The sequence below is a fragment of the Bradyrhizobium sp. Pha-3 genome, assembly GCF_042258615.1.
Lineage (GTDB): Bacteria > Pseudomonadota > Alphaproteobacteria > Rhizobiales > Xanthobacteraceae > Bradyrhizobium.
This window is the reverse complement of the sequence record NZ_CP170152.1, coordinates 4,942,506-4,961,207: the sequence shown is the minus strand read 5'-3', so window position 1 is coordinate 4,961,207 and position 18,702 is coordinate 4,942,506. Positions and strand designations below refer to the sequence as shown.

Below are 18,702 nucleotides of genomic sequence, written 5' to 3'. Positions count from 1 at the left end.
CCGTTAGAATATTGTCGCCGAAAACCTCGGACTGCCACCTCCTCCGCCTCCCGACGGCGCGGTGATCGTGATCCCGCTGTTGTTGCCGAGATTGTAACCCGTTGCAGCGAAGGTCGCACCGCCCGTGAAGGCCATGTCCTTGATGGCGACGTTCGCGATAGACTGCGTACCCGATGCGATGCTGATTGTTGATCGCTCCGTGTCGACGTCCGTCATCATGCTCGCCGGTGCGGAGCTGGTCGCCGTCGAGGCCAGTGACGTGCAGGTGTACGTCTGACCGTTCAGAAATCTGACGTTTGCATTCGGCCCGAGCGTGAGCGTACCGATCGTGAGATTGGCCGAGCCGCTGAAGGCGTAGGACCCGTTACCAAGGAACGAGATGTTGTTGTAGGTCGCCCCTGCACTGGTAAACAATCGTGCACCAGAGCCGGTCGTTACGTTTCCGGTGTACGCGATAGTGGAGCCGCCGGCGACAAGCGTCATATTCGTCGCGGTGAACAAATTCCACAACGCATTGCCGCTGCTCAACGTCGACGTAAACGACCACGTTCCGCCACCCATCTTGAGGATTCGCGCCCCAGAGCCGTTACCATTGAACGCGCCAGAGCCCGAGCTCAGGGTTATGCCGTTGTTGTTGACGCTAAAGTCGAGCGTCCCCGTGAAAGCACCAAAGGTGAGCGACGTGATGGTAATCGTGCCGCCAAAGTTGACCGTGCAGGTACCACCGCCGCTCGATCCGTCGAACACAACCGTGTCAGCTGAGCCGGGCACAGACGAGTTATCAGATGTCCCGCTCGACGACCCCCAGTGCGTCGTCGTCGAACTGTCCCACGTCCCGGTGCCGCCGACCCAGAATCGGGAAGCGTTGTGCACCGTCACGCCATCGACGATGTAGCTGTGGTCGCCGGAGATGGCGAAGCGGTACCAGATCAGCGAATCGTCCTCGATCTCCTCGATCGTGGAAATCGTGACTGCGTGGTCGGCATCGTCATAGATCACGTCGCCGACGGTAAGATCGCGGACGTGACACACATTGGTCCCGTTCCGCCAGATGCTCTGCTCGCGGAACAAGGTGAATGAGCCGTTGATCCGTACCCAGGCAAACGGCGGCACGGCCTCCTCGACCGACCACCAGCGGCACCATTCGGCATGATCGACGAGGTCTATGGTCTCGACCTGGTTGACGATCGCCGCGCCGGTCACGAGATCGAACGCGCAAACGTCATCGCCGGCAGCCAGCGATGCCGGGCTCTTGTAGCCGGACGGCGTGAGGACCTGCATCTTGACCTACTTCGTGTATTTCAGGGCAAGCGTCACGCGCTGAACGGTGCTCGCCGAATTGACGTTGAAGCCGAGGATGTCGCCGGCCGAGAACGACGTGGTCCATCCGGTCAGCGCCGTATCGTCCGATTTCGTCGCCGATGAAATCGTCGGGTGGTCGGACGCGGTGATCGAATCTCCCACTACCGGGTGGGTCGCGCCGGCGTCGAATTGCGAATATGTGCACTTCCAGATGTCGACGACGATGCTGCCCGACCTGTCAGCGAGCATCGTCACCTCGGTGATGGTGCCGGCGAACGGAAGCCTGACGAATCCCATTAAGCCGGTCCCGATGGCCGATCCGCCGCCGTCGATGACGACCTCGATCGAGCCGACCGAGACGCCGAGATTGCTGCGTGTGGTCGGAGCATCGCTGAAGACCGGCGCCGTCGTAAATGTCTGCGCGCTGGCCCAGGTATTGGCCCCGTTCAGCAACGGAACGGTGGCCCCAGAAGTACCTGTGTTTTGCGCAGCCGCCGTACCAAGCGCCCCGGCGATCCATTTCGAGGTGCCGTTATTCCACTTCAGGAAATAACCATCGATCCCCGAGCCCTCGGTGACGTTGACGTCCGAGAGGCCGCTGAGCAGCGTGGCGGTCGCACCTGTCAGCGATGCAATCCACTTGCCGGTCGAATTGCTCCATTTCAGGAAATAGCCGTCGATGCCGGAACCTTCGGTGACATTGACATCCGAGAGGCCGGAGAGTGCGCTAGTCGACGCGATCCATTTGCTGGTCGCATTATTCCACTTCAGCGAGTAGCCATCGATTCCGGCGCCTTCGGTGACATTGACGTCCGAGAGACCGGCCAGAGACGCAGATGATGCCGCAGCGATCCACTTCCCGGTCACCTGATTCCACTGCAGGAACCATCCGTTAATTCCAGAACCTTCTGTGACGTTGACGTCAGCCAGGCCGGAGAGGTTCGACGCTGCGGCAACGGCGACCCACTTGCTGGTCGCGTTGTTCCACGACAGGTAATAGCCGTTGATCCCGGAGCCTTCGGTGACGTTGACGTCAGAAAGGCCGCTGAGCGTGATGCTGCCGCCCCCGCTCGCGATATCGGCCTTGAGCTCTTCCAGGGCAGCCGCGACGTTGGTCGAGACCAGCGCACTCGCCGTCGAAGGCGTGAAAGTAACGTGGGCTGCATCCACGAAGCCGCAGACATAGTCGGTCGGACCGGTGCCGGTCCTGATGACGACCTCGCCGGCGCTTCCGGTCGACGGCAGGATATAGGCGAGCTTGTAGTCGAAGTTGGTCGACGAATTCTTGACCACCGCCATGCCGGGAGCGCCGCCGGACGGCAGGCTGTTGCCCGGCAGCGTGAGCATCGCGCTGTAGTAATTATTGCCGTGCCCATCATTCGCGCCGGGGTCGAAGGTCGCGGCAGATGTATGCGCAGTCGGCACGTCGTAGATCGTGCCGTTGTTCGTCACCGTGTCGTTGACGTTATAGGAGGTGAACGGAGCCCACGCACCGCGGCTATGGAACGCTGCTGCTGGAATCGGGATCGGTCCCTGCGTCGAGGAATCCGTCATCGTGAACAGCAGTTCGCCCGGAGTTGGCGATGTGATCGTCGCGATGCTGACCGTTACGGTGTAGTTCGACTCGAGCCACGCGATGCGTTGGTTGTGATTGTAGAAGTTATAGTTGCCCTGCTGCGCCGTAAGGACGGAGCCCTGCCCTGTCCAGCGACCGCTGACGGTATCGTTCGCGCTATAGGTGATCGGCGCGTAGGTGGGAGGCGTCGGCATTCAATCCCCGCGGAGAGGCTGGATCAGACTGGCTGGATTGGAAAGAGAAGCGAGCGGGCTAGAACGAGGTGCCCCAGGTCGCGTCGCGCTTCTCGTTGACGTATTGCGTCATGTAGAAGGACGCGCTGTAAGTCGCGTTGCCGTTGAGCACCTTGCCGCCGCCACCGCGGCCGAACTGCAGGATGACATTTGGCGCGCCGGCCTTGCCGGCAGGATAGAACGGCCTTCCCAGCGCGACGCCTGGCGTCTGAAACGGACGGACGATCGATTCAATGCTCATGGCGTGCTCGCGGCCTGCAGATCGATGCCCTTCGGACATGTCAGCTGCGTCAGTTTGACATTGTAGAAAGCGTTGAATTCCAGGCCGCTCAGCGGCTTCAGCACGGCGTCATACCAGATCGGATTCAGCGTGGTTGCCCGCTGTACGCTGTTGGCCTGCAGCGCCTGAATCTGCTTCTGGATCATCGCCGAGGTGCCGAGATCGCTTGTCTGCAGCGCACCTAGGCGGGCGGCCTGCGCCATGGCATTCAGCGCCGAACCCACCGCTGCGCCCTGTGCGCCGGCGTCGCCCCGCACCGCCTCGCTGATAACGATTTGATCCTTGGTCAGCGGGAAAACCAGACCATCATCATTGGGCGCAGCGACCGGCGGCGTGTAGCCGACGTCACTGGCGTCTCCAATGACCACGATCGAACTGGAAAAGACCTGATAGTCGCTGCCGAGAAAGTCCGCGGCACACCATGTTGGATTGCCGTGGACTGCCGTGATCGTCGTATCGTTTCCGATCGCGCAGCCGATCCTGGCATTGCAGGTCTCGCGGCCACTCGGGCCATCGCAGGCGTGCTCGATCCTGATCAGCTTGCCACTCGCAATGCCGCCGCCGAGCCTTGTGTCGTGCAGCGAAACGGTCTTGCGAAGCGTCAGCTCAAGGCCGAGCCCGAACGGGTCGATCGGCGAGAAGTCGATGGCAACCGCCCTGGCCTTCTTACGGCCATGGGCGCGCTGGATCGAGATCAGATAAGGGAACGTATATTGCTTGGCGTAGTCACTATCGAAAAAGGAACTTGCCCAGGTGTCACCCGGTGTGCCACCGATCGGAATGACACCGGTGCCGATCGCAGCCCAGACCACGGTTCCGTCCGTCGTCTGCGCATGCAGCGTGTTGTCGAACGCCGGGATCAGGTATTGCGCACCGGTCTTGCCGGGCTGGACGCACAGGAAGTGCGTCTTGCCATCCGGCAGCGCGGCGCCAAGGCAGGTCCATTGTGCGCTGCCGTCGTTGGTGACAGTGCCCCTGACATTGGCGAAGTTCGGCTCACGGGTGAGCGTCAAGCCTGCCAGCGTGCAGACGTGGAAAAAGCCATTGCTGCTCTGGATGATCATGCCGAGCGAGGCTTGCGTCCCGGTCTGCGGCACCAACTGGCGGCCGGCCTGGGTCAGGGTCGTCCAGGCGATGAACAATGGCTTGCGCGCCAGGATGACGGTGCCGAGGCCAACATTGGTCAAGGCCGTCCAGTCGTAAGCTGTCTCGGTCGGCGACGAGATCCCGAGGCTCGCGAAGACGGCAGTGCCCCACGTCGTCGTGGTGCCGGGTATGTCGCTAAAGTCGGGGACATTGGCCGTCGTGAGACCGGCAGTCGTGCAGATCTGGGCAGTGCGCTGGCTCGGCAGAGATGGATGATCGGGGAAGACGATCGTGTCCAGCCCGACAGTCTGGCCGGCGACTGTCGTCGCGCTTAGAAGCGGAACAATGGGTATACCGACATCCGCGCCGCTCTTGGTAATGACCTCGCTCGACTGCTCGACCGTCGGATCGACGATGATCGTTTGTAGGTCGCTGGTCAGCAGCATCTGCACCCGTTCGGTGCGCTGCCGTTGCAGGTCGCGATAGAGCAGCACGAGCGACGTGTTGACCCTCCACCAGGGAACGTAGGCGTATGTCGCGTCAAAATGCGCCGGAATGTTCACCGGAGCGGGATCACCGTCGCCGTCGACCGCGAAGGGATCGAGAGCGCCGCTCTGGTTGGTCTCAGTGAGCACCGTGGCCGCGTTGAAGAAACTGGTCCCATATCCGGCCGGTGCCGTCACAGACCAGTTCAACGACAATTGATCGCCGTCTGAATGTTCTTTTGCCTGATTGGTCCAGGAGTACGTGGCCGTCGCCGTCACGATGGCATTGATGCCGGCGGCGTCGACAGCATTGCTGTAGGCGACGGTATAGCCGCCACCGAGCGATTGCAGCGGCTTTGGCCACTCGTTGATGATGGCATCGCCGGCAAAGCTACCGATCGACCGGTTGCCCATGTCGATGTAGCCCTGACCGGTCTGGTTCCACGTCACCGTGGCATCCATCAGGATGTTGGTCAGCGCGCTGGTCTGATCGAGATCAGCATTCATCTTCTCGTAGAAATGCTGATCGGCCGTGATGTCGACGTTGCCGTCCTCGCCGTTCAGGAGATCGCTGATCGAGACGACGTGGGTGACGGGATCGACATGGAAGCGTCCGGAGATCGCCTCCAGCATGGTGTCGGGATCGTCGCGCTTGCTGACGTCGATGAAGACCGGATCGTAGGGTCCGGTCAGCTTGATCTGCTCGGCCAGCGCCTGCTTCTGCACGTAGAAGTCGCTCGGCCAGGCGATCAGCTCGATCGTCATCACCTCCTTGAAGATATCCCGCGGCGCGGCGACGATGCGCCCGTAGAACATCGGCACGATCGTGCCGACAGAGTTCATGCGGCTGAGCCAGGCCCACTGCTTTCGGCTCGAGTTGAGCAACCCGATGTGCGGATTGCGGATCCTCAGCTCGAGGGCCGGCATGTCGCCCTCGGACAGCACGAGGTTGTAATACTCCATATACTCGTCCATCCGGTTATGGATGGTCGGATCAAAGGCCGTTCCACCGTCGACCCAGGCAAAATAGACGGGGCCTGCAAGCGGCATCAGACTTCCTCGAGCGGGATCGACCAGGCATAGCCGGCCTCCCACTCCTCGAAGGAGCCCGTCGGCTTACCGATCATGAAGGTGATCTGCGGCTGGTAGAACGTGAAGCTGCCCTCGACGATCTGAGACCCGCTGACGGGCGTGCGGCTGGGGGAGCCACCGATGGTCGGGTAGGACAACAGATATGCGCAGCCGACAACCACCTTCGCACCAGGCCAGATGTCATCCCGGCTCGGTGGCCTGACGTCCCTTGCAGAAATGACCGACCTGAACTTGCGAAAGCGCGGCACCGACAGGTCGATCAGTTCGCCGTTGACCGTGCGCATCTGGTACATGCTGCCGTCGATGGGCTCGAGCGTCTGCGTGATCCCTCTTGCGCTATAGAACGGAACGAGTGACGATCCGTCGGCGACATTGGTCATCGTCAGGATCGTGCCGGTTGTATCGAGCGGCATCGATCAGGCTCCCTGCCAGCCCGGAGAGACGCCGGTGCGCCGGCGGGATTTCGACATGGTGGCGCGGGTCAGCTTGTCGAGCACGTCGTGCTCGCCCATCACCGGGAAGTCACCGTGGTCCGTTCTGAGATCGGCCGTCCCGTAATGCCTGCCGCCGGCGCCGGCGCCATCGTCGCCCGAAGGCAGCGCGGCAAGGTCGGAAGCCGAGATCCGACCGCCTGCGTCAAAGCGGTCGCCGCCGATCAGGGAGACGGCGTCGATGTCTCCGGTGACCTGACCGCCGGAGGCAAAATGTCCGATGCTCCCGAGCCAGCTGCCGCTGCCCGACGAGGACCGGCCGATGATGCCGCCTTCGGCAAACCCGCTGCCGGTGTCGGTCTCGACGTCGTAGCCGAAGCGGCCGACGAATTCGCTGTGCTTCTTCGAGGACGTCTTCTGATTCATGCCGGCCTTGGATTCCTCCATGCCTTTCCTGACGATCGGATCGTTCAGAAGCGGATCGCCGGGTAGATGAAGGAGGCCATCGACATAGGCGCCGCCGGATTGCGGATCGTACAGGACCGAGTGCTGCCCCGGGCCAAGCGATGATCGCGCATTGCCGACGGTTGAGGAAGCGTTCCCATTATCCCGGCCGGTTCTGGTAACCCCACCTTCAGCAAAGAAGCGCTCCGGATGTTCGTTGATCTCGAGCAGCCGATCGGCGCCGATCTTGTTGACGCTGGAGGCCTTGATCATGACCTCGCCGGCCGAGCCCCACAGCGGGATCTTGTCTCCGGTCGGGCCGCCGGGCCCGCTGAGATGCCCGCCTCCCAGCGCATCGATGCGGCCGCCATCCGCCAATGCCCTGATGAGACCGCCTGTTGCACCCCGCACGCCGATGGTGCCGACATCACCATCGACGCGCGTGTTCGGCGGATTGGCCTTGTTGACCAGCGCAGCGATCGCGGAAAGGATCTGCTGCAGGATGCCGGTCTGCTCTTGCTCGGCTTGCTGGGACTGCCCGAACCCGTCGCGAATGGCCTGGGATGAATCAGCGCCAGCCTGCTGAAAAAGCGACCCGAGAGATGCGATCGCCGTCGAGCCTTCAGCCTCCGAATGCTTTTCCGGGGGCGGCGGAGCTGGCCAGGTCTCCAGAGCAGACTTACCCTGAGGCTGATTGGCGAGTGCCTTCTGCGCAGCCTCGAAGGCCGCCGATCCGGCGGCCCACGGCCCGGTCTCGTCAGGAGAAAGATTCGTGCTGACACCGGATCCCCGATTGGTCTCATTCAGAAGCGGTAGCTGCTGCTGATTGATCGCCCCGGGCTGATGCGCCGCGTCGATGAGGTCGCGCAAGCCCTCGTCCGGGGTCTTCTGCAACCCTGTAGGTCCGTTGTGCAGCGCCTTGGCGACCGCAATGGCATTGCTGTCCTTGAAACGATCGTCGGCCTGGCCGGTAAGGAGCGCCTTGCCGACGTCGATGATGTCGGGCTTGTTGTATTCTTTCTGCTCGGATGAGCTGACCGGTCCGGTGAACTTAGGACCACCCGGCTCATAGTCGCGGGGATGCAGGAACTGATCGACGTGCTCGGTCGCCTGGTCGATGACGTGGGTGAGCCCATCGACCGCATGGGTGATGCCGCGATCGCCGCCGAGCTCCTCGGCGAGCCGCCCGGCGCTTGCCTTCAGGCCCTCGAACGCAGCCGTGACGCCGCGCGCAGCCTCCGCGTCCTTGTCAGCCCGGCCGACGTTCTTGGCGCCCTCATTGATCAGGTCGGTGGCCGAGACCTGCCGATCGCCGCGTTGCAGCCGCGTCGCCAGCTCGTTCGGATTGGAGAACCCGCCGCCGAGCAAGCCGGTCAGCGACTTCGTCACGAAATCGGCGGCGTTCGGCGCGCTGCCCTGCAGCGACTTGAGCGCGTCCGGCGTCAGCCCCTTTTCATAGAGCGACTGCTCGAATTCGTCGGCGATCTTGCCGGCGTCGTCGGCGCTGCCGACATCGCGCCGGATCTCCTCGAACAGCGCCTTGTCGAACTGCTGGAACGAATCCTTCGACGGCGGCGTGATCGTGCCGCTACCGCCCAGCACGCGAACGCCGGCGGCGGTTTCCTCGGCCTCACCAGGAACGAAGTTCGGCGGATGGCTGATCGACCGGTTGCCGGCAAGCGAGCGCTGCTGGAACGAAATGAACTTCTCGTAGCGCGGCTGCAGGCTGGAGATCTCGACGCCGAGGGCCTTGGCCTGCTTCGACAAATCCTCGAAGCCGCCCTCGCCTGCCCCGAGCCCCTTCAGCCGGCTCTTGGTGCGATCGGTCTCCTCGCCGACCTTGGCGAGCCCGACCAGCACAGAGCCGGCCAGCGCCGCTCCGAGCGGGAGCATGCCTGCGCCGGCAAGCCGCGCGAACGCGCCAAGGTTCTCCAGCCCGAGGCCTGCTTCATCCAACACCGGATGGAGGGTATGGAGGGTCTCCTTGAGCTTCTCGCCGATCTCGAGGTCTTCGGTTTCGCGGCCGAACTTGGAAAATCCCTCGCCGCCGCGATCGGAATATTCCTTCAGCTTCTTGAAGGCGTCGGACCCGGTGTCGCCGATCTTCTTCAGCTTGCTCGCGACATCGTCGGCGCCGTCGAGCGAGATGCGTTGTTTGATGTCAGCCACGGTTCAACTCGTTCCAGTTGCGCTCGTAGAGCTCAGGGAGCTCATCGGCATGCCTTTGGATGATCTTTCTGACGTCGGTGATCTTCGGATCGGTCACCGACGGGACGCCGACGAACATCGGCACCAGGCGAACCGTGCCGCGGCCGCCCGGGTTGCGACCGCGCTGGAGCAGCCTCAAGGACGGCGCGTTCTTCGCCCGGGCATCGGTCTCGCGCACCACGGCCGCCAAAAGCGGCGCCTTGCCGGGCCGGTTGATCGAGTAGAGCACGCCGACGTTCTTAGTGAACTCGCCGGGTCCCATTCGCTTGCCGCCGCGGCCACGCGGCGCATTGTCGAGCGGCAGCCAGAGCAGCGGCTTGCCGGAAATGGTCGCCCCTTCCTCGAACACGCTGGCGTAGTCGACCTTGACGCCGATCACCGCTGCCGGATGCAGGCTGTCGCCATGGCCCGGGAAGACCTTGGCATACATGGCGTGCTGCAGGCGTCCCAGGGCGGCGAGCGAGCTCTTGCCTTCCGCCTTCGACAACGCAGCGGCCTCGGTCACCGATGCCGTCGCCGCGCGCGCGATCTTCCGCGTCTCCGCCGCCATCTGCTTGCCGTAGTCCGGCGAGAGCATTTCGAGACGAAGGCGAATACTCACGGTCGCTGCCATTCCTTGATCTTGTCGCGCACGGTCTTGAGTTCGCCGCGCGCGCCGAGCGATGCCACCAGCAACGCACTGGCGCGGTTTCTGGCGAGCCGCTTGCGCGCCAGGTCGGCGAAGGCCTGCGCCTGCGCCGGCGTATAGCTCCAGACCGATGCGGGCGGATGCCCGGCCTCGCCGATCAGGAATTCGACGAGGGCTGCGAGCTCGGCGCCGAGGTCTCTGGCTGCGGCTGGGCGCTGCTGCTTCTTGCTGCGCGAACCGCGGCGACCAGCAGCGCCTGAACGAAAGGGCGCGCGCTTCCCTTGAAGGTGCGATCCAGCACACCGGTGAGCAGATCGGTCTGCTGCGGCAACTCCCAGACCTTCAGTATCCCGATGATCTCGGCGTCGCCAGGCTTGCCAATACCGCACGCCATGAGCGCGAGCGCGGCATCCGGGACAGATGCCAGGAGCGCTGTCGGATCGCTGATGCTGCCGCCGTCGAGATAAGCGATGATCTCGGGAAACTGCGCGACCGTCTCCGCGAACGAATGCAGCGACAGGCCGCGCACTTCGACGATCGATTCCCCGATCGTCACCTCGCCTTTGCCGGGCAGGATATCCCGGATGTCTACCACTGCCACAGATCAGGTCCCGACCGGCGCTGAGTAGACGCTGCCGGTGCCGAGATAGTAGTTCAGCTCGTTCGGCGTGAGCGCGATCGGCGCGCCTCCGGTCGCCGTGCCGAGCGGCTGAGCTGTGCCGAACGAACCGAGCGTCTGGTCGTACAGCACATCGCCTGACAGCGGCAATTGCGACGTTTCGGTATCGCTCTGGCTCATGAACTGAATCGCTTCCTTGGCGGCGATGAACACCTTGGGCAGGATAACCTCCCACTGCGGACCGTAGATATTGGCGCCGACCCATTTGATCTGCCGCGTGATCGAAGTCACCCCGATCTCGATCAGACCGGCCGTGTTGACCGTGCCGAGCAGCGCGATCATCATGTTGTCGACGGTCCATTCGTCGAGAGCGGTCGAGAAGCCCATCTCCAGCAGCGTCATCGCCGTCATGTCGACGCGCTTCAGGCCGCCCTGGGTATTCTTGTGCTTCAGAATGGTCGGGTTCGGCGTGATGTCCCACTTCTGAACGTTGCCCATATGGGTCCACACGGTGGTCATGGCGATCTATCTCCGTTTGCGGTGAGGTGAAATCCGGCTTCGCACCGCCGGCGGGGTTACGCTTAAAGCTCGTCGATGTTCAGCACGTAGGTGAACGCAAAATTCAGGACCATGTCGGCCTGCAGCGAACGGCCGAGCCCGGCCCCGAAGGTGCAGCCGAGATAATGGATGCCGCGCGCCATCGGCGGCGATGTCATGTCGCTGACGACCAATGACGCCAGCGTCTCATCCTGGATGATCGTCTTGATCAGGTATTTGCGGATTCCGTTGATGACGGTGCCCGCGTTCGCCGGCGAAGCTCCCAACAACACCTCGATCGTCGGTGCCATCGGAACGACCCGCGGCTTTCTGGCCGGCCTTCTGATCTCCCCGGGTGCATCCGACGACTCCAACACCATCTCGTCACCGTCGTAGATGATGATCGATGGAGACTCGTCATCGGTCGGCGCGAGACGGTTCCGCGCGGCCGTCGTGACGCCAGGCGCAGCGGTCGCGATCGCGAGCAGCTGGACGAGTATGGCCTCGCGGCGGTCCACTATTGTTTTACCAGGATCAATTGGACCTCGCCGGACGTCTCGCCATATGCGCTCGGCTTGAGTACAGAGCTCTCGATACGCCAGACGGCCTGGTCCGGAGTGCCGGGCCGAAGTGAGATCGTGCCGCCGATCAGATCGGCCGGTCGGACCTGGTAGGACGCGAGCTCCGTCATACGCAGCCTGCAGGCGGGCCTGACGGTCTGCACGCCGATGTTGCCACCCTTGCCCTCGATCACGGCGCCGGACGTCTCATCTACGGCCATCACGTCCATCGGTGCGGTCACTGCCGGCGCCGTCAGGATCGCGGGCGCGGCGATATCGGTCGAATAGATCGTGTCGAGCATGCCGTTCCAGATGCTCATGCCGCAACCATGTCCCTGCTCAAGACGTCGTCCAGTGTGGTCACCGGCCACAGGTCAGAAAGCGCGGATCCTGGTGAAGCGTTGACCACCGAAATTCCCCAACGCGCGAGATCGGCCGCGGCGGTCTCGAGGTCCTTGCGCTGCTCGGCCCAAAGACCGGAATAGCACGTCCTCAGCCGCGGACCGTACTCGGCATGGTGATGCAGACGACCGTCCTCGCCCGGCTTGCCATCCGCGCCGAGCAGCACGATTTCCCGGCAGCCGAGATGGACCGCCATATTCATCGCACCCGTCAGCGAGGTCCTGCGAACCATCACGACGCCGGGATTAATGGAGAGGCCCGGAACCATGGTGCGCCGATACAGCTTTTCCAGCCTGACATGATGGACGGCCTCGGCGCAGGTTACGATCCGGCCGGCAAACCCTGCCAGGACCTGAGCGGAGTACTCCCGCCACCAACGGTCATCGGCGAAGAACAGGATCTCCGCGAACGGGACGCGGTGCCAGCTCGAGTTGATCGCGATGACGCGCTGGCCCTTCAACCGGTCGGTGTCCTGACCATTGACCGAGGGGCCGCCGGCGACGATGAAGACGCGGCTCAACGTCAGGTCTTTTCCGGGATGATGTTGCGCCCGATATGCTCGAGCGCCGCGGCGATCCGGAGCACGCCGCCGATCGTGATCGTAGCCAGCGCAACCAGCGCCTCGCGGCCGGCCTTCTCGTCGTCGCGCGCGATCGCGTCGTCGAACTTCGCCAGTGCGGCGGCGAGATCGGCCTCAGTCGTCACTTGCTTTCCCCTAGAATGTCGTTCGCGAACTGCCCGATGCTGGCCGCGAGATCGGACGTCTCGCTCTTGATCTTGCCGGGCAGAGCACCGAGACCGGCGACAACCTGATCCTGCACGTCGAATTCGGCCTCGATCGCCTTCATATGGCTGTCGATGTCCGCCTGGATCTTGGCCTTGCGCTTCTGGATCATCGCCTTCAGCGACAATCCCGCGCCGCCGGCACCCGTGATGCTCATCGTTGTGCTCTCCTGGTTGGCTGTCATGTTGACCTGTGGCAGAAGCGCCGACGAGCTGGAGGCCGGCACGGCCGGCGCCGCGACCGGTGTCCCGGCCGGCATCTGAGCGACCGCCAGCGAGCCCAGCGCCGCTCGGATCGCCGCTTCTGCCTCGTCTTCCGTCGCTGTGGCGTCGACGCTGACCACCTTGCCGCCGATCGAGTAGCTTTGTCGTCCAGCAAGCAGCTGCATGGACATGGATTCGATGCCCGGAATGTCGGCCAGGCGGGCCTTCAGCGAAGCCAGGATTGCGCTCATAGGTCAGACCTGCTCGTAGGCCAGCCAAGTACCGCTGACGTGGACGATCTCGGCGCCGCCTTCGACGAACTCGTCGAGCACCTTGCTAACATCGACGAGTTCGCTGCCGTTATCGTCATGGAAGATGATGATCCCGCCCGGCCTCACCTTCGCTTTGGCGAGAGCATAGTCCCGGCGAACGCCGCGTGCGGAATGATCACCGTCGATGAACACCGCGTCCGCTGCAGGCAGGTCATCGGGCGCCATGTCGTGGGATCCGTGGCGGGCAATCAGAAGCCGGAAACGGGGATCATCGAGCGCATGCTCACCCGGTCGATCCGGCACCTCCCGGCGCTGCACAAGCTTTTCCGTGACGTAGCCCTGCGGGACGTCTATCCCGACATAGCGCTCGATCCCCTGCACGTTGCGCAGGATCGCCTTGGCCGTGCGTCCGGAATTGGCGCCAAATTCGATCACCGAGCGCGGTTTTACGCTGGCGATCAGCCAGATCAGCGTCTCCAACTCGCCTGCATGAACATATCGGGCGTGCAGCCCCGACAGATCACACGACGCAAGCGGAACGGACACGCTTTTCCGCTTCGCCGGCAAAAACGGCGGCGCGGCTGATCGCACTGGCAATGTCGATCGTCTTGTCGTGGCTATCGTCATGTTTGAAATCATCACAGGGGTTGATGGGCTCGATGCCAAGATACGGAGAGTGTCTCGCGCCGGCAGAGAACGAATAGGCCCGCTCGTAGCGGCCGAAGCTGCAGATCACCGGCGTTCCGACCGCCTGGGCCAGGATCACTGCAAAGCCCGGCGCACAAAACACCATGGCTGCGCGCGCGAACAGGGCCGCCAGCATCTCGAAGTCAAGCTCGCCCTTATGGAAGGTTGCATCGGCCTCGATCGGCCGGCCGACGATCCATTCGACCCTATCGACCAGGTCGGCGAGCGAGACAACGAAGAAGCGTTCCCGAATAGCCTCGAAGATCGCGGCGTAGCCATCGTGGTGCGGATTGCGCGCCGCGCAGCCGCTCCACTCCGTGCGCTCGACCAGCGGGCGATACAACAGGATCGGTTTGTCGGTCGCAAAGGAGGCGACAAGCTCGTCGGCGCGCCGCAACCAGGCGTCCGGCAGCGAGAGCCTGAAATCGGCGGTCGCATAATCAACACCAACGCTTGCGCACATGGCCGCCAACACTGAACCGCGCCGACGAACTTCTTGGGGCTGATACCAAACGTTCACTGCCTGTGCCGATGGAGGCGACGGCGCGCTGGCGAACAACTCGGCCTCGCGCGCAGCATTCTTCGCCTGCGTCCGGAGCGATGTTGCCTTGCGCAACACCTTCAGCCCCTGCCCGATCAGGTCGTGATAGGGCGAAACCCACGACGATTCGAGCCAGACGTCATGCCGGACCATCAATTGCCGCAGCACCGCCCGCTGATGCAGGTTGTCGCCGAGCCCGTGCATGCCGCGGACCAACAACGGCGGCCTATGAGACGGCATGCAAAGCGTCCTCAATCGAACATTTCGGAAAGCAGCTGATCTGGCTTGCCGGCGAAGCGTTGATCACCTCGATTCCGCGGGCGACCATCTGTGGGGCGATCACGTTGAAATTCTCGGCCCATCGCTGCCAGGTGGCCGCGTCGGCGCCGGCGCCATGCCCCACATAAGCGTCGTGGTAGTGGTCGCGGTCGCCTTGGAGCCCGTAGTCGAAACCCAGCAGCACGATGTGCCGCGCACGCTTCAGCACCGCAAGCTGCAAGGCGGCGAAGCCTGAGGTGCCGCCGTCCACGACGGCTGACGAGTAGTCATCCGGACCGGACAGGCCTTCGGAGACGCTCCGGAGATAGACCGCGGACTGTATGGCGGGCATCCGTTCTGGCCGTCGGTCGGAGACGGCGAGATAGAGCGGCCTACTCTCCGCGAATTCGGCCAACCGCACCTGATTGCGGGCGACGAATCCGAAGTCGATCGAGATACCGGCTTCGCAGGGGAAGTCGAGCATCGCCTGGTTGACGCCAACGATGTGTGCCCGATCGGGTATCGCGCGGGGGTCGAATCCCGACAGCGACGGGCCGCCGCCGATGACGACTGTGACGCGGTCGTCCCACCATGGCGGTCCGACCGCGCCCCAGATCATGCGATGTCAGGCAGCGACTGACTTTGCGGCGTCGCTGCTCTTGGGCAGCTCGGTGAAGCTCGGGCCGTCGGCGGTCGGGATCGGCGCCGCACCTGGATCGACCAGGTAGCCCAGCTTGCGCAGCCGGGTGACCTCGGCCGCCGGCAACTCGACGTCCTGATGCTCGCCGAAGGCAACGCTCTTGGCACGTTTGATCGCCTTGCCCTCGCTGTCATAGCCGACGATGTTCATCTGGCTGGGATCGCTCATCACCAGCGTGCGGCCGCGCGCGATAGTGGCGCGGACCTTCTTGTCCTGCTCTGCCATTGCAAAGAACTCCTGTTGATTGTGAGACTTGACGCGCATTGGAATGGACCGAAGGCGCGACCCCTTGCGAGGTCACGCCGTCAGATCGTCACCGGCGATCAGGTGAACTGCGAGGCGCAGACGTTCGCCGACAGTGCGGCGTTCACCCGCGACGGGATCACGATCGGCGCCGACTGCATCATCAGGTAGCGCTGCGCCGGATCTTCCTCGACCCAGGTCTTCGGCGCGAAGGCCATCGGACCGTAGTTGAAGGCCGGGTCCTGGATCTGGCCGAACGCGCGAGTGCCCTGCATTTCGGTGCCCGACAGGATCACGGTGCCGTCGACCAGCATGGGCTGCTCGACGTTGTTCTCGTCGACATACCACTCGTTGTAGATCCAGAGCGAGTACTGCCCCCACTGGCCCTTGTAGGTCGCGCCGCGCTTGATGCGGGCACCGGGGTCGATGACGTTGCCTCTCTCGCCGAGCTTGGGATAGTAGATCGCGCCCTTGAGCAGCGGATCGGCAATGAAGCCTTCCCACGAGCTCGTGGTGAAGATGATGTCCTCGACCGTAGCGCCGCTTTTCTTGAGAATCTGGCGCTGCCAGCCCTCGATATCCTGCGTCGGCGAGGCGGTACCCGCCAACACGTTGGCCGGGGTCCACTGTGCGCCGCCGGTCTTGACCACGGTGAGCGTGGAGTCGCGGCCGAAATCGACCACGACGGTCGGGAAGCCTTCGCCGGCGATGGTCACGGTGCCGCTGTTCAGTGCGCTGGCCGCCATCCACTCGAGACGACGGGTCAGCATGTCGATCTGATCCGTCATCTCGAACTCGATGTTGGCCATCTCGCGCTCGGCGCCGGTGAGCTGGCCGCCGATGCGCTCGCCGATCATTCGGCGCACGGGCTTGCGCAGGTCCGGCGCCCGCTTGTCCTTGATATAGGCCGGCTTGAAGATGTTGGTCTGAATCCGGCGCTGCTCGACGAGCTTGCCTTCGACCAGCGGCGAGACGAACGGCGCCATGCGGCGCTTGCCGACGTCGACGTCGATCGAGACAAACTCGCTGTCGGCGGTGACAATGTTCGGAAAGAACCGGTCGAGCAGAAAGCTGACCGCGCGCTTCAGGTTGGGAACAACCTGCACGAGGGTATTGGTGTCATAGACAAGATTCCCGCCAGGGGTCGTCATGGCGATATTCCTTTCAAAGGGGTTTAGAGAGTGGCCGGAAGGCCCTTGACGAAAATCCCGTACCGCCTCAGCGCGGCCTGGGCATTCAGTGGAGTGATCGACGGATCGAACGTCAGGCAGGCGACATGAACCGAGCCGCCGAGGTACACACCACCCTCGACATCGCCTGACGTGACGTCGCTGATGTTGGCCAAAATCGCACAGGGAACATTGCTGCCATCGGTCGCGCTCGCAACCGCGAGGCGGTAGCGACCGTCATTCATTTGACCGAGCACCGCACCGCGCGGCAACACCGCGGTGCCGGTGATGGTGGCCGTGTCCGTGACGAGCGTGCGCTCGTCAAGGACCAGGCCATCCGGTAGCGAGACTTCCGCTTTGTGCAGCGGATCGTCCGCCGGGCTCGTACCGGTCGCTATTAACATGATGTCAGACCGTAACGAGCCTGGACCGGGATCGACTACGTCGGATCGGCGGCCGAGACGCTGCCCTTGAGGATGATGCCGACCGAGCGCAACGAGCTGCGCGCGGAGTCGATCGAGATCGAGGCATCCAGCGTGATCGCGCGCTTGTTGAACTCGCCGGCCAGGTAGACACCGGCCCGCACATCGCCCGCGGTCGGATCGCAGTCATCCGCCAGGATCGCGGTCGGCGTCTGGCTGCCGTCACCCGCGCCTGAGACCGACGCCTTGTAGGGGCCGGTTCCCGCGGCGATCGCGATGGTGAAATAATCGCCGGCCACCATCGGATTGGTGTGCGTGGCGAACGTGAAGTTGATGTCCTGCGAGGTGAATGCCCCCGCCGACGCCGAACTCCCGACGACCTCGCCGAGCGGATCGATCACCTGGTACGCGGTCGCGCCGGTGAACAGGATTTTGTACTGGCCGGGCTTGTAGTTCGCGCCCTTCGAGATCGCCGAGATCGCGCCGTCGCCGGCATTGCTGCCACCGGCCACGGCCGCACCGACGTCACCGGACGATTTCTGGCCCAGCACAGTGCCGCGCTTCAGCGCGGCATTGCCGGTCACGGTCACAGTCTCGGTCGGAAACTGACGGCCGCCAGCAATCAGCTGATCGGGAAGATAGGTATACGCGGTGGCCGACGGCTGGTCGGCATTGTCATAGACGTTGGTCGGCGAAGTGGTCATGGGAGGCACCTTTTTGAGGAATGGGTGAAACGCTTTGCTAGGCTGCGGCGGGATGTTCTCCCGCCGCACGCCTCACTTCAGCAGCGCGAGTGGGGATCAGGCCTCGCCGCGCGCCTTCTTGCCGGCCTGGACGATCTGCTGCGCCAGGTTCGGCGCAGCGGATTCGCCGCCGGCACCGAGCGCGGGATCCTTGACGCCCGACATCCGGTTGCGCAGGCTTTCGCGGCCGCTGCCGGAGCTGGTCTGCGGCATCGCCGCTTCCATCGCAGCGAGCGTCTGGATCACCTGCTTGCGCGACATCGAGGTGCCGGTGGCGAGGTGCGCCGCGGCGGCCGGGTTGCGCTTGCCGACATCGGACAGCATGATCGCCTTGATCCGGCCGCGCTCGCGGGCCCGGGCGTGCCGCGCATCCGGATCGTCGTCGTCCTCGCGATCCGAATCGTCGTCGCCGTCCTCATCGTCGTCCTGATCGTCCTCGTCTTCCTCATCGTCGTCCTCGTCCTTTTCGGACTTGGATTTCTTCGACTTGGATTTCGATTTGGATTTCGACTTTTTCGACTTCGAGGCCTCCTCGTCGTCCTCGGACTCCGACTTTTCCTCGTCGTCCTCATCCTCGGCCTTCTTCGACTTGGACTTCTTGGACTTGGCCTCCTCGTCGTCCTCTTCGTCCTCGGCCTTCTTGCCGTCCTTCTCCTTGTCCTCGCACTCCTCGTCTTCCGACTTGGTGCGGGCGAGATGGGCGAACGCGGACAAGGCGGTCGAAGGGCGGGTCTGCGGAACGCTGGTTCTGGTTGCCATGAGAGGCCTCCTCTTTGGGGTGCAGTTTTGGGGTTAAG

22 protein-coding genes are annotated in these 18,702 nt (G+C 63.5%); all 22 read right to left on the bottom strand.

Going from position 1 to position 18,702, the window contains the following annotated elements; translation table 11 throughout:
• Positions 1 to 3: 3 nt before the first annotated feature.
• Entirely contained in the window at positions 4 to 1,203 is a 1,200-nt protein-coding gene (locus tag ACE10Z_RS23695) for a hypothetical protein (RefSeq protein ID WP_375782921.1), read from the bottom strand.
• A gap of 84 nt (positions 1,204 to 1,287) precedes the next feature.
• Positions 1,288 to 3,072, bottom strand: coding sequence for a carbohydrate-binding protein (locus tag ACE10Z_RS23690; RefSeq protein WP_375782920.1), 1,785 nt, complete (start codon positions 3,070 to 3,072; stop codon positions 1,288 to 1,290).
• A 58-nt stretch (positions 3,073 to 3,130) separates the two neighbouring features.
• Complete coding sequence (locus ACE10Z_RS23685; protein WP_375782919.1) at positions 3,131 to 3,352, bottom strand: hypothetical protein; 222 nt, start codon at positions 3,350 to 3,352, stop codon at positions 3,131 to 3,133.
• The gene (locus ACE10Z_RS23680) at positions 3,349 to 6,012 is read right to left on the bottom strand and encodes a hypothetical protein (protein WP_375782918.1); all 2,664 of its coding nucleotides are present in this window, start codon (positions 6,010 to 6,012) and stop codon (positions 3,349 to 3,351) included. The genes ACE10Z_RS23685 and ACE10Z_RS23680 overlap by 4 nt, the downstream gene beginning before the upstream one ends.
• Positions 6,012 to 6,467, bottom strand: a complete 456-nt coding sequence (locus ACE10Z_RS23675) for a hypothetical protein (RefSeq protein WP_375782917.1) — start codon at positions 6,465 to 6,467, stop codon at positions 6,012 to 6,014. The genes ACE10Z_RS23680 and ACE10Z_RS23675 overlap by 1 nt, the downstream gene beginning before the upstream one ends.
• Positions 6,468 to 6,470: 3 nt before the next feature.
• Positions 6,471 to 9,098, bottom strand: coding sequence for a hypothetical protein (locus tag ACE10Z_RS23670; RefSeq protein ID WP_375782916.1), 2,628 nt, complete (start codon positions 9,096 to 9,098; stop codon positions 6,471 to 6,473).
• Positions 9,091 to 9,738: a DUF6441 family protein gene (locus ACE10Z_RS23665; protein WP_375782915.1), complete on the bottom strand. Its 648-nt coding sequence runs from the start codon at positions 9,736 to 9,738 to the stop codon at positions 9,091 to 9,093. Before ACE10Z_RS23665 ends, ACE10Z_RS23670 begins: the two co-directional genes overlap by 8 nt.
• Positions 9,739 to 9,922: 184 nt before the next feature.
• Positions 9,923 to 10,366, bottom strand: coding sequence for a hypothetical protein (locus tag ACE10Z_RS23660; protein ID WP_375782914.1), 444 nt, complete (start codon positions 10,364 to 10,366; stop codon positions 9,923 to 9,925).
• A 3-nt stretch (positions 10,367 to 10,369) separates the two neighbouring features.
• Positions 10,370 to 10,903, bottom strand: coding sequence for a hypothetical protein (locus ACE10Z_RS23655; RefSeq protein WP_375782913.1), 534 nt, complete (start codon positions 10,901 to 10,903; stop codon positions 10,370 to 10,372).
• Between the two features lie 62 nt (positions 10,904 to 10,965).
• The gene (locus ACE10Z_RS23650) at positions 10,966 to 11,439 is read right to left on the bottom strand and encodes a hypothetical protein (protein ID WP_375782912.1); all 474 of its coding nucleotides are present in this window, start codon (positions 11,437 to 11,439) and stop codon (positions 10,966 to 10,968) included.
• The gene (locus ACE10Z_RS23645) at positions 11,439 to 11,801 is read right to left on the bottom strand and encodes a hypothetical protein (protein ID WP_375782911.1); all 363 of its coding nucleotides are present in this window, start codon (positions 11,799 to 11,801) and stop codon (positions 11,439 to 11,441) included. The genes ACE10Z_RS23650 and ACE10Z_RS23645 overlap by 1 nt, the downstream gene beginning before the upstream one ends.
• The gene (locus ACE10Z_RS23640) at positions 11,798 to 12,343 is read right to left on the bottom strand and encodes a hypothetical protein (protein WP_375782910.1); all 546 of its coding nucleotides are present in this window, start codon (positions 12,341 to 12,343) and stop codon (positions 11,798 to 11,800) included. The genes ACE10Z_RS23645 and ACE10Z_RS23640 overlap by 4 nt, the downstream gene beginning before the upstream one ends.
• Before the next feature lie 62 nt (positions 12,344 to 12,405).
• Positions 12,406 to 12,588, bottom strand: a complete 183-nt coding sequence (locus ACE10Z_RS23635) for a hypothetical protein (protein ID WP_375782909.1) — start codon at positions 12,586 to 12,588, stop codon at positions 12,406 to 12,408.
• Positions 12,585 to 13,121, bottom strand: coding sequence for a hypothetical protein (locus tag ACE10Z_RS23630; RefSeq protein WP_375782908.1), 537 nt, complete (start codon positions 13,119 to 13,121; stop codon positions 12,585 to 12,587). The genes ACE10Z_RS23635 and ACE10Z_RS23630 overlap by 4 nt, the downstream gene beginning before the upstream one ends.
• 3 nt (positions 13,122 to 13,124) lie before the next feature.
• Positions 13,125 to 13,622 (bottom strand): class I SAM-dependent methyltransferase, encoded by a 498-nt coding sequence (locus ACE10Z_RS23625; RefSeq protein WP_375782907.1) that lies wholly within the window; start codon positions 13,620 to 13,622, stop codon positions 13,125 to 13,127.
• A 40-nt stretch (positions 13,623 to 13,662) separates the two neighbouring features.
• On the bottom strand, positions 13,663 to 14,574 hold the full coding sequence (locus ACE10Z_RS23620; RefSeq protein ID WP_375782906.1) for a hypothetical protein: 912 nt from the start codon (positions 14,572 to 14,574) through the stop codon (positions 13,663 to 13,665).
• Positions 14,575 to 14,596: 22 nt separating this feature from the next.
• Complete coding sequence (locus ACE10Z_RS23615) at positions 14,597 to 15,247, bottom strand: hypothetical protein (protein WP_375782905.1); 651 nt, start codon at positions 15,245 to 15,247, stop codon at positions 14,597 to 14,599.
• A gap of 6 nt (positions 15,248 to 15,253) precedes the next feature.
• A complete protein-coding gene (locus ACE10Z_RS23610; protein WP_375782904.1) occupies positions 15,254 to 15,553 on the bottom strand; it encodes a hypothetical protein in 300 nt (99 codons plus the stop codon).
• A 98-nt stretch (positions 15,554 to 15,651) separates the two neighbouring features.
• Positions 15,652 to 16,722 carry a major capsid protein gene (locus ACE10Z_RS23605; RefSeq protein ID WP_375782903.1) on the bottom strand — a complete coding sequence of 357 codons (1,071 nt, stop codon included), beginning with the start codon at positions 16,720 to 16,722 and terminating at the stop codon, positions 15,652 to 15,654.
• Between the two features lie 23 nt (positions 16,723 to 16,745).
• A complete protein-coding gene (locus tag ACE10Z_RS23600) occupies positions 16,746 to 17,144 on the bottom strand; it encodes a head decoration protein (protein WP_375782902.1) in 399 nt (132 codons plus the stop codon).
• Positions 17,145 to 17,179: 35 nt separating this feature from the next.
• Positions 17,180 to 17,866 (bottom strand): head decoration protein, encoded by a 687-nt coding sequence (locus ACE10Z_RS23595; RefSeq protein WP_375782901.1) that lies wholly within the window; start codon positions 17,864 to 17,866, stop codon positions 17,180 to 17,182.
• Between the two features lie 96 nt (positions 17,867 to 17,962).
• Positions 17,963 to 18,664, bottom strand: coding sequence for a hypothetical protein (locus tag ACE10Z_RS23590; protein WP_375782900.1), 702 nt, complete (start codon positions 18,662 to 18,664; stop codon positions 17,963 to 17,965).
• Between the last annotated feature and the right edge of the window lie 38 nt (positions 18,665 to 18,702).

Excerpts from the sequence above, each read along its gene's own strand:
- ACE10Z_RS23620 (WP_375782906.1), bottom strand. The coding sequence starts at position 14,574 with ATGCACGGGCTCGGCGACAACCTGCATCAGCGGGCGGTGCTGCGGCAA.
- ACE10Z_RS23685 (WP_375782919.1), bottom strand. The coding sequence starts at position 3,352 with ATGAGCATTGAATCGATCGTCCGTCCGTTTCAGACGCCAGGCGTCGCG.
- ACE10Z_RS23605 (WP_375782903.1), bottom strand. The coding sequence starts at position 16,722 with ATGACGACCCCTGGCGGGAATCTTGTCTATGACACCAATACCCTCGTG.
- ACE10Z_RS23590 (WP_375782900.1), bottom strand. The coding sequence starts at position 18,664 with ATGGCAACCAGAACCAGCGTTCCGCAGACCCGCCCTTCGACCGCCTTG.
- ACE10Z_RS23645 (WP_375782911.1), bottom strand. The coding sequence starts at position 11,801 with ATGAGCATCTGGAACGGCATGCTCGACACGATCTATTCGACCGATATC.
- ACE10Z_RS23655 (WP_375782913.1), bottom strand. The coding sequence starts at position 10,903 with ATGACCACCGTGTGGACCCATATGGGCAACGTTCAGAAGTGGGACATC.
- ACE10Z_RS23680 (WP_375782918.1), bottom strand. The coding sequence starts at position 6,012 with ATGCCGCTTGCAGGCCCCGTCTATTTTGCCTGGGTCGACGGTGGAACG.
- ACE10Z_RS23595 (WP_375782901.1), bottom strand. The coding sequence starts at position 17,866 with ATGACCACTTCGCCGACCAACGTCTATGACAATGCCGACCAGCCGTCG.
- ACE10Z_RS23630 (WP_375782908.1), bottom strand. The coding sequence starts at position 13,121 with ATGAGCGCAATCCTGGCTTCGCTGAAGGCCCGCCTGGCCGACATTCCG.
- ACE10Z_RS23675 (WP_375782917.1), bottom strand. The coding sequence starts at position 6,467 with ATGCCGCTCGATACAACCGGCACGATCCTGACGATGACCAATGTCGCC.
- ACE10Z_RS23610 (WP_375782904.1), bottom strand. The coding sequence starts at position 15,553 with ATGGCAGAGCAGGACAAGAAGGTCCGCGCCACTATCGCGCGCGGCCGC.
- ACE10Z_RS23600 (WP_375782902.1), bottom strand. The coding sequence starts at position 17,144 with ATGTTAATAGCGACCGGTACGAGCCCGGCGGACGATCCGCTGCACAAA.
- ACE10Z_RS23615 (WP_375782905.1), bottom strand. The coding sequence starts at position 15,247 with ATGATCTGGGGCGCGGTCGGACCGCCATGGTGGGACGACCGCGTCACA.
- ACE10Z_RS23690 (WP_375782920.1), bottom strand. The coding sequence starts at position 3,072 with ATGCCGACGCCTCCCACCTACGCGCCGATCACCTATAGCGCGAACGAT.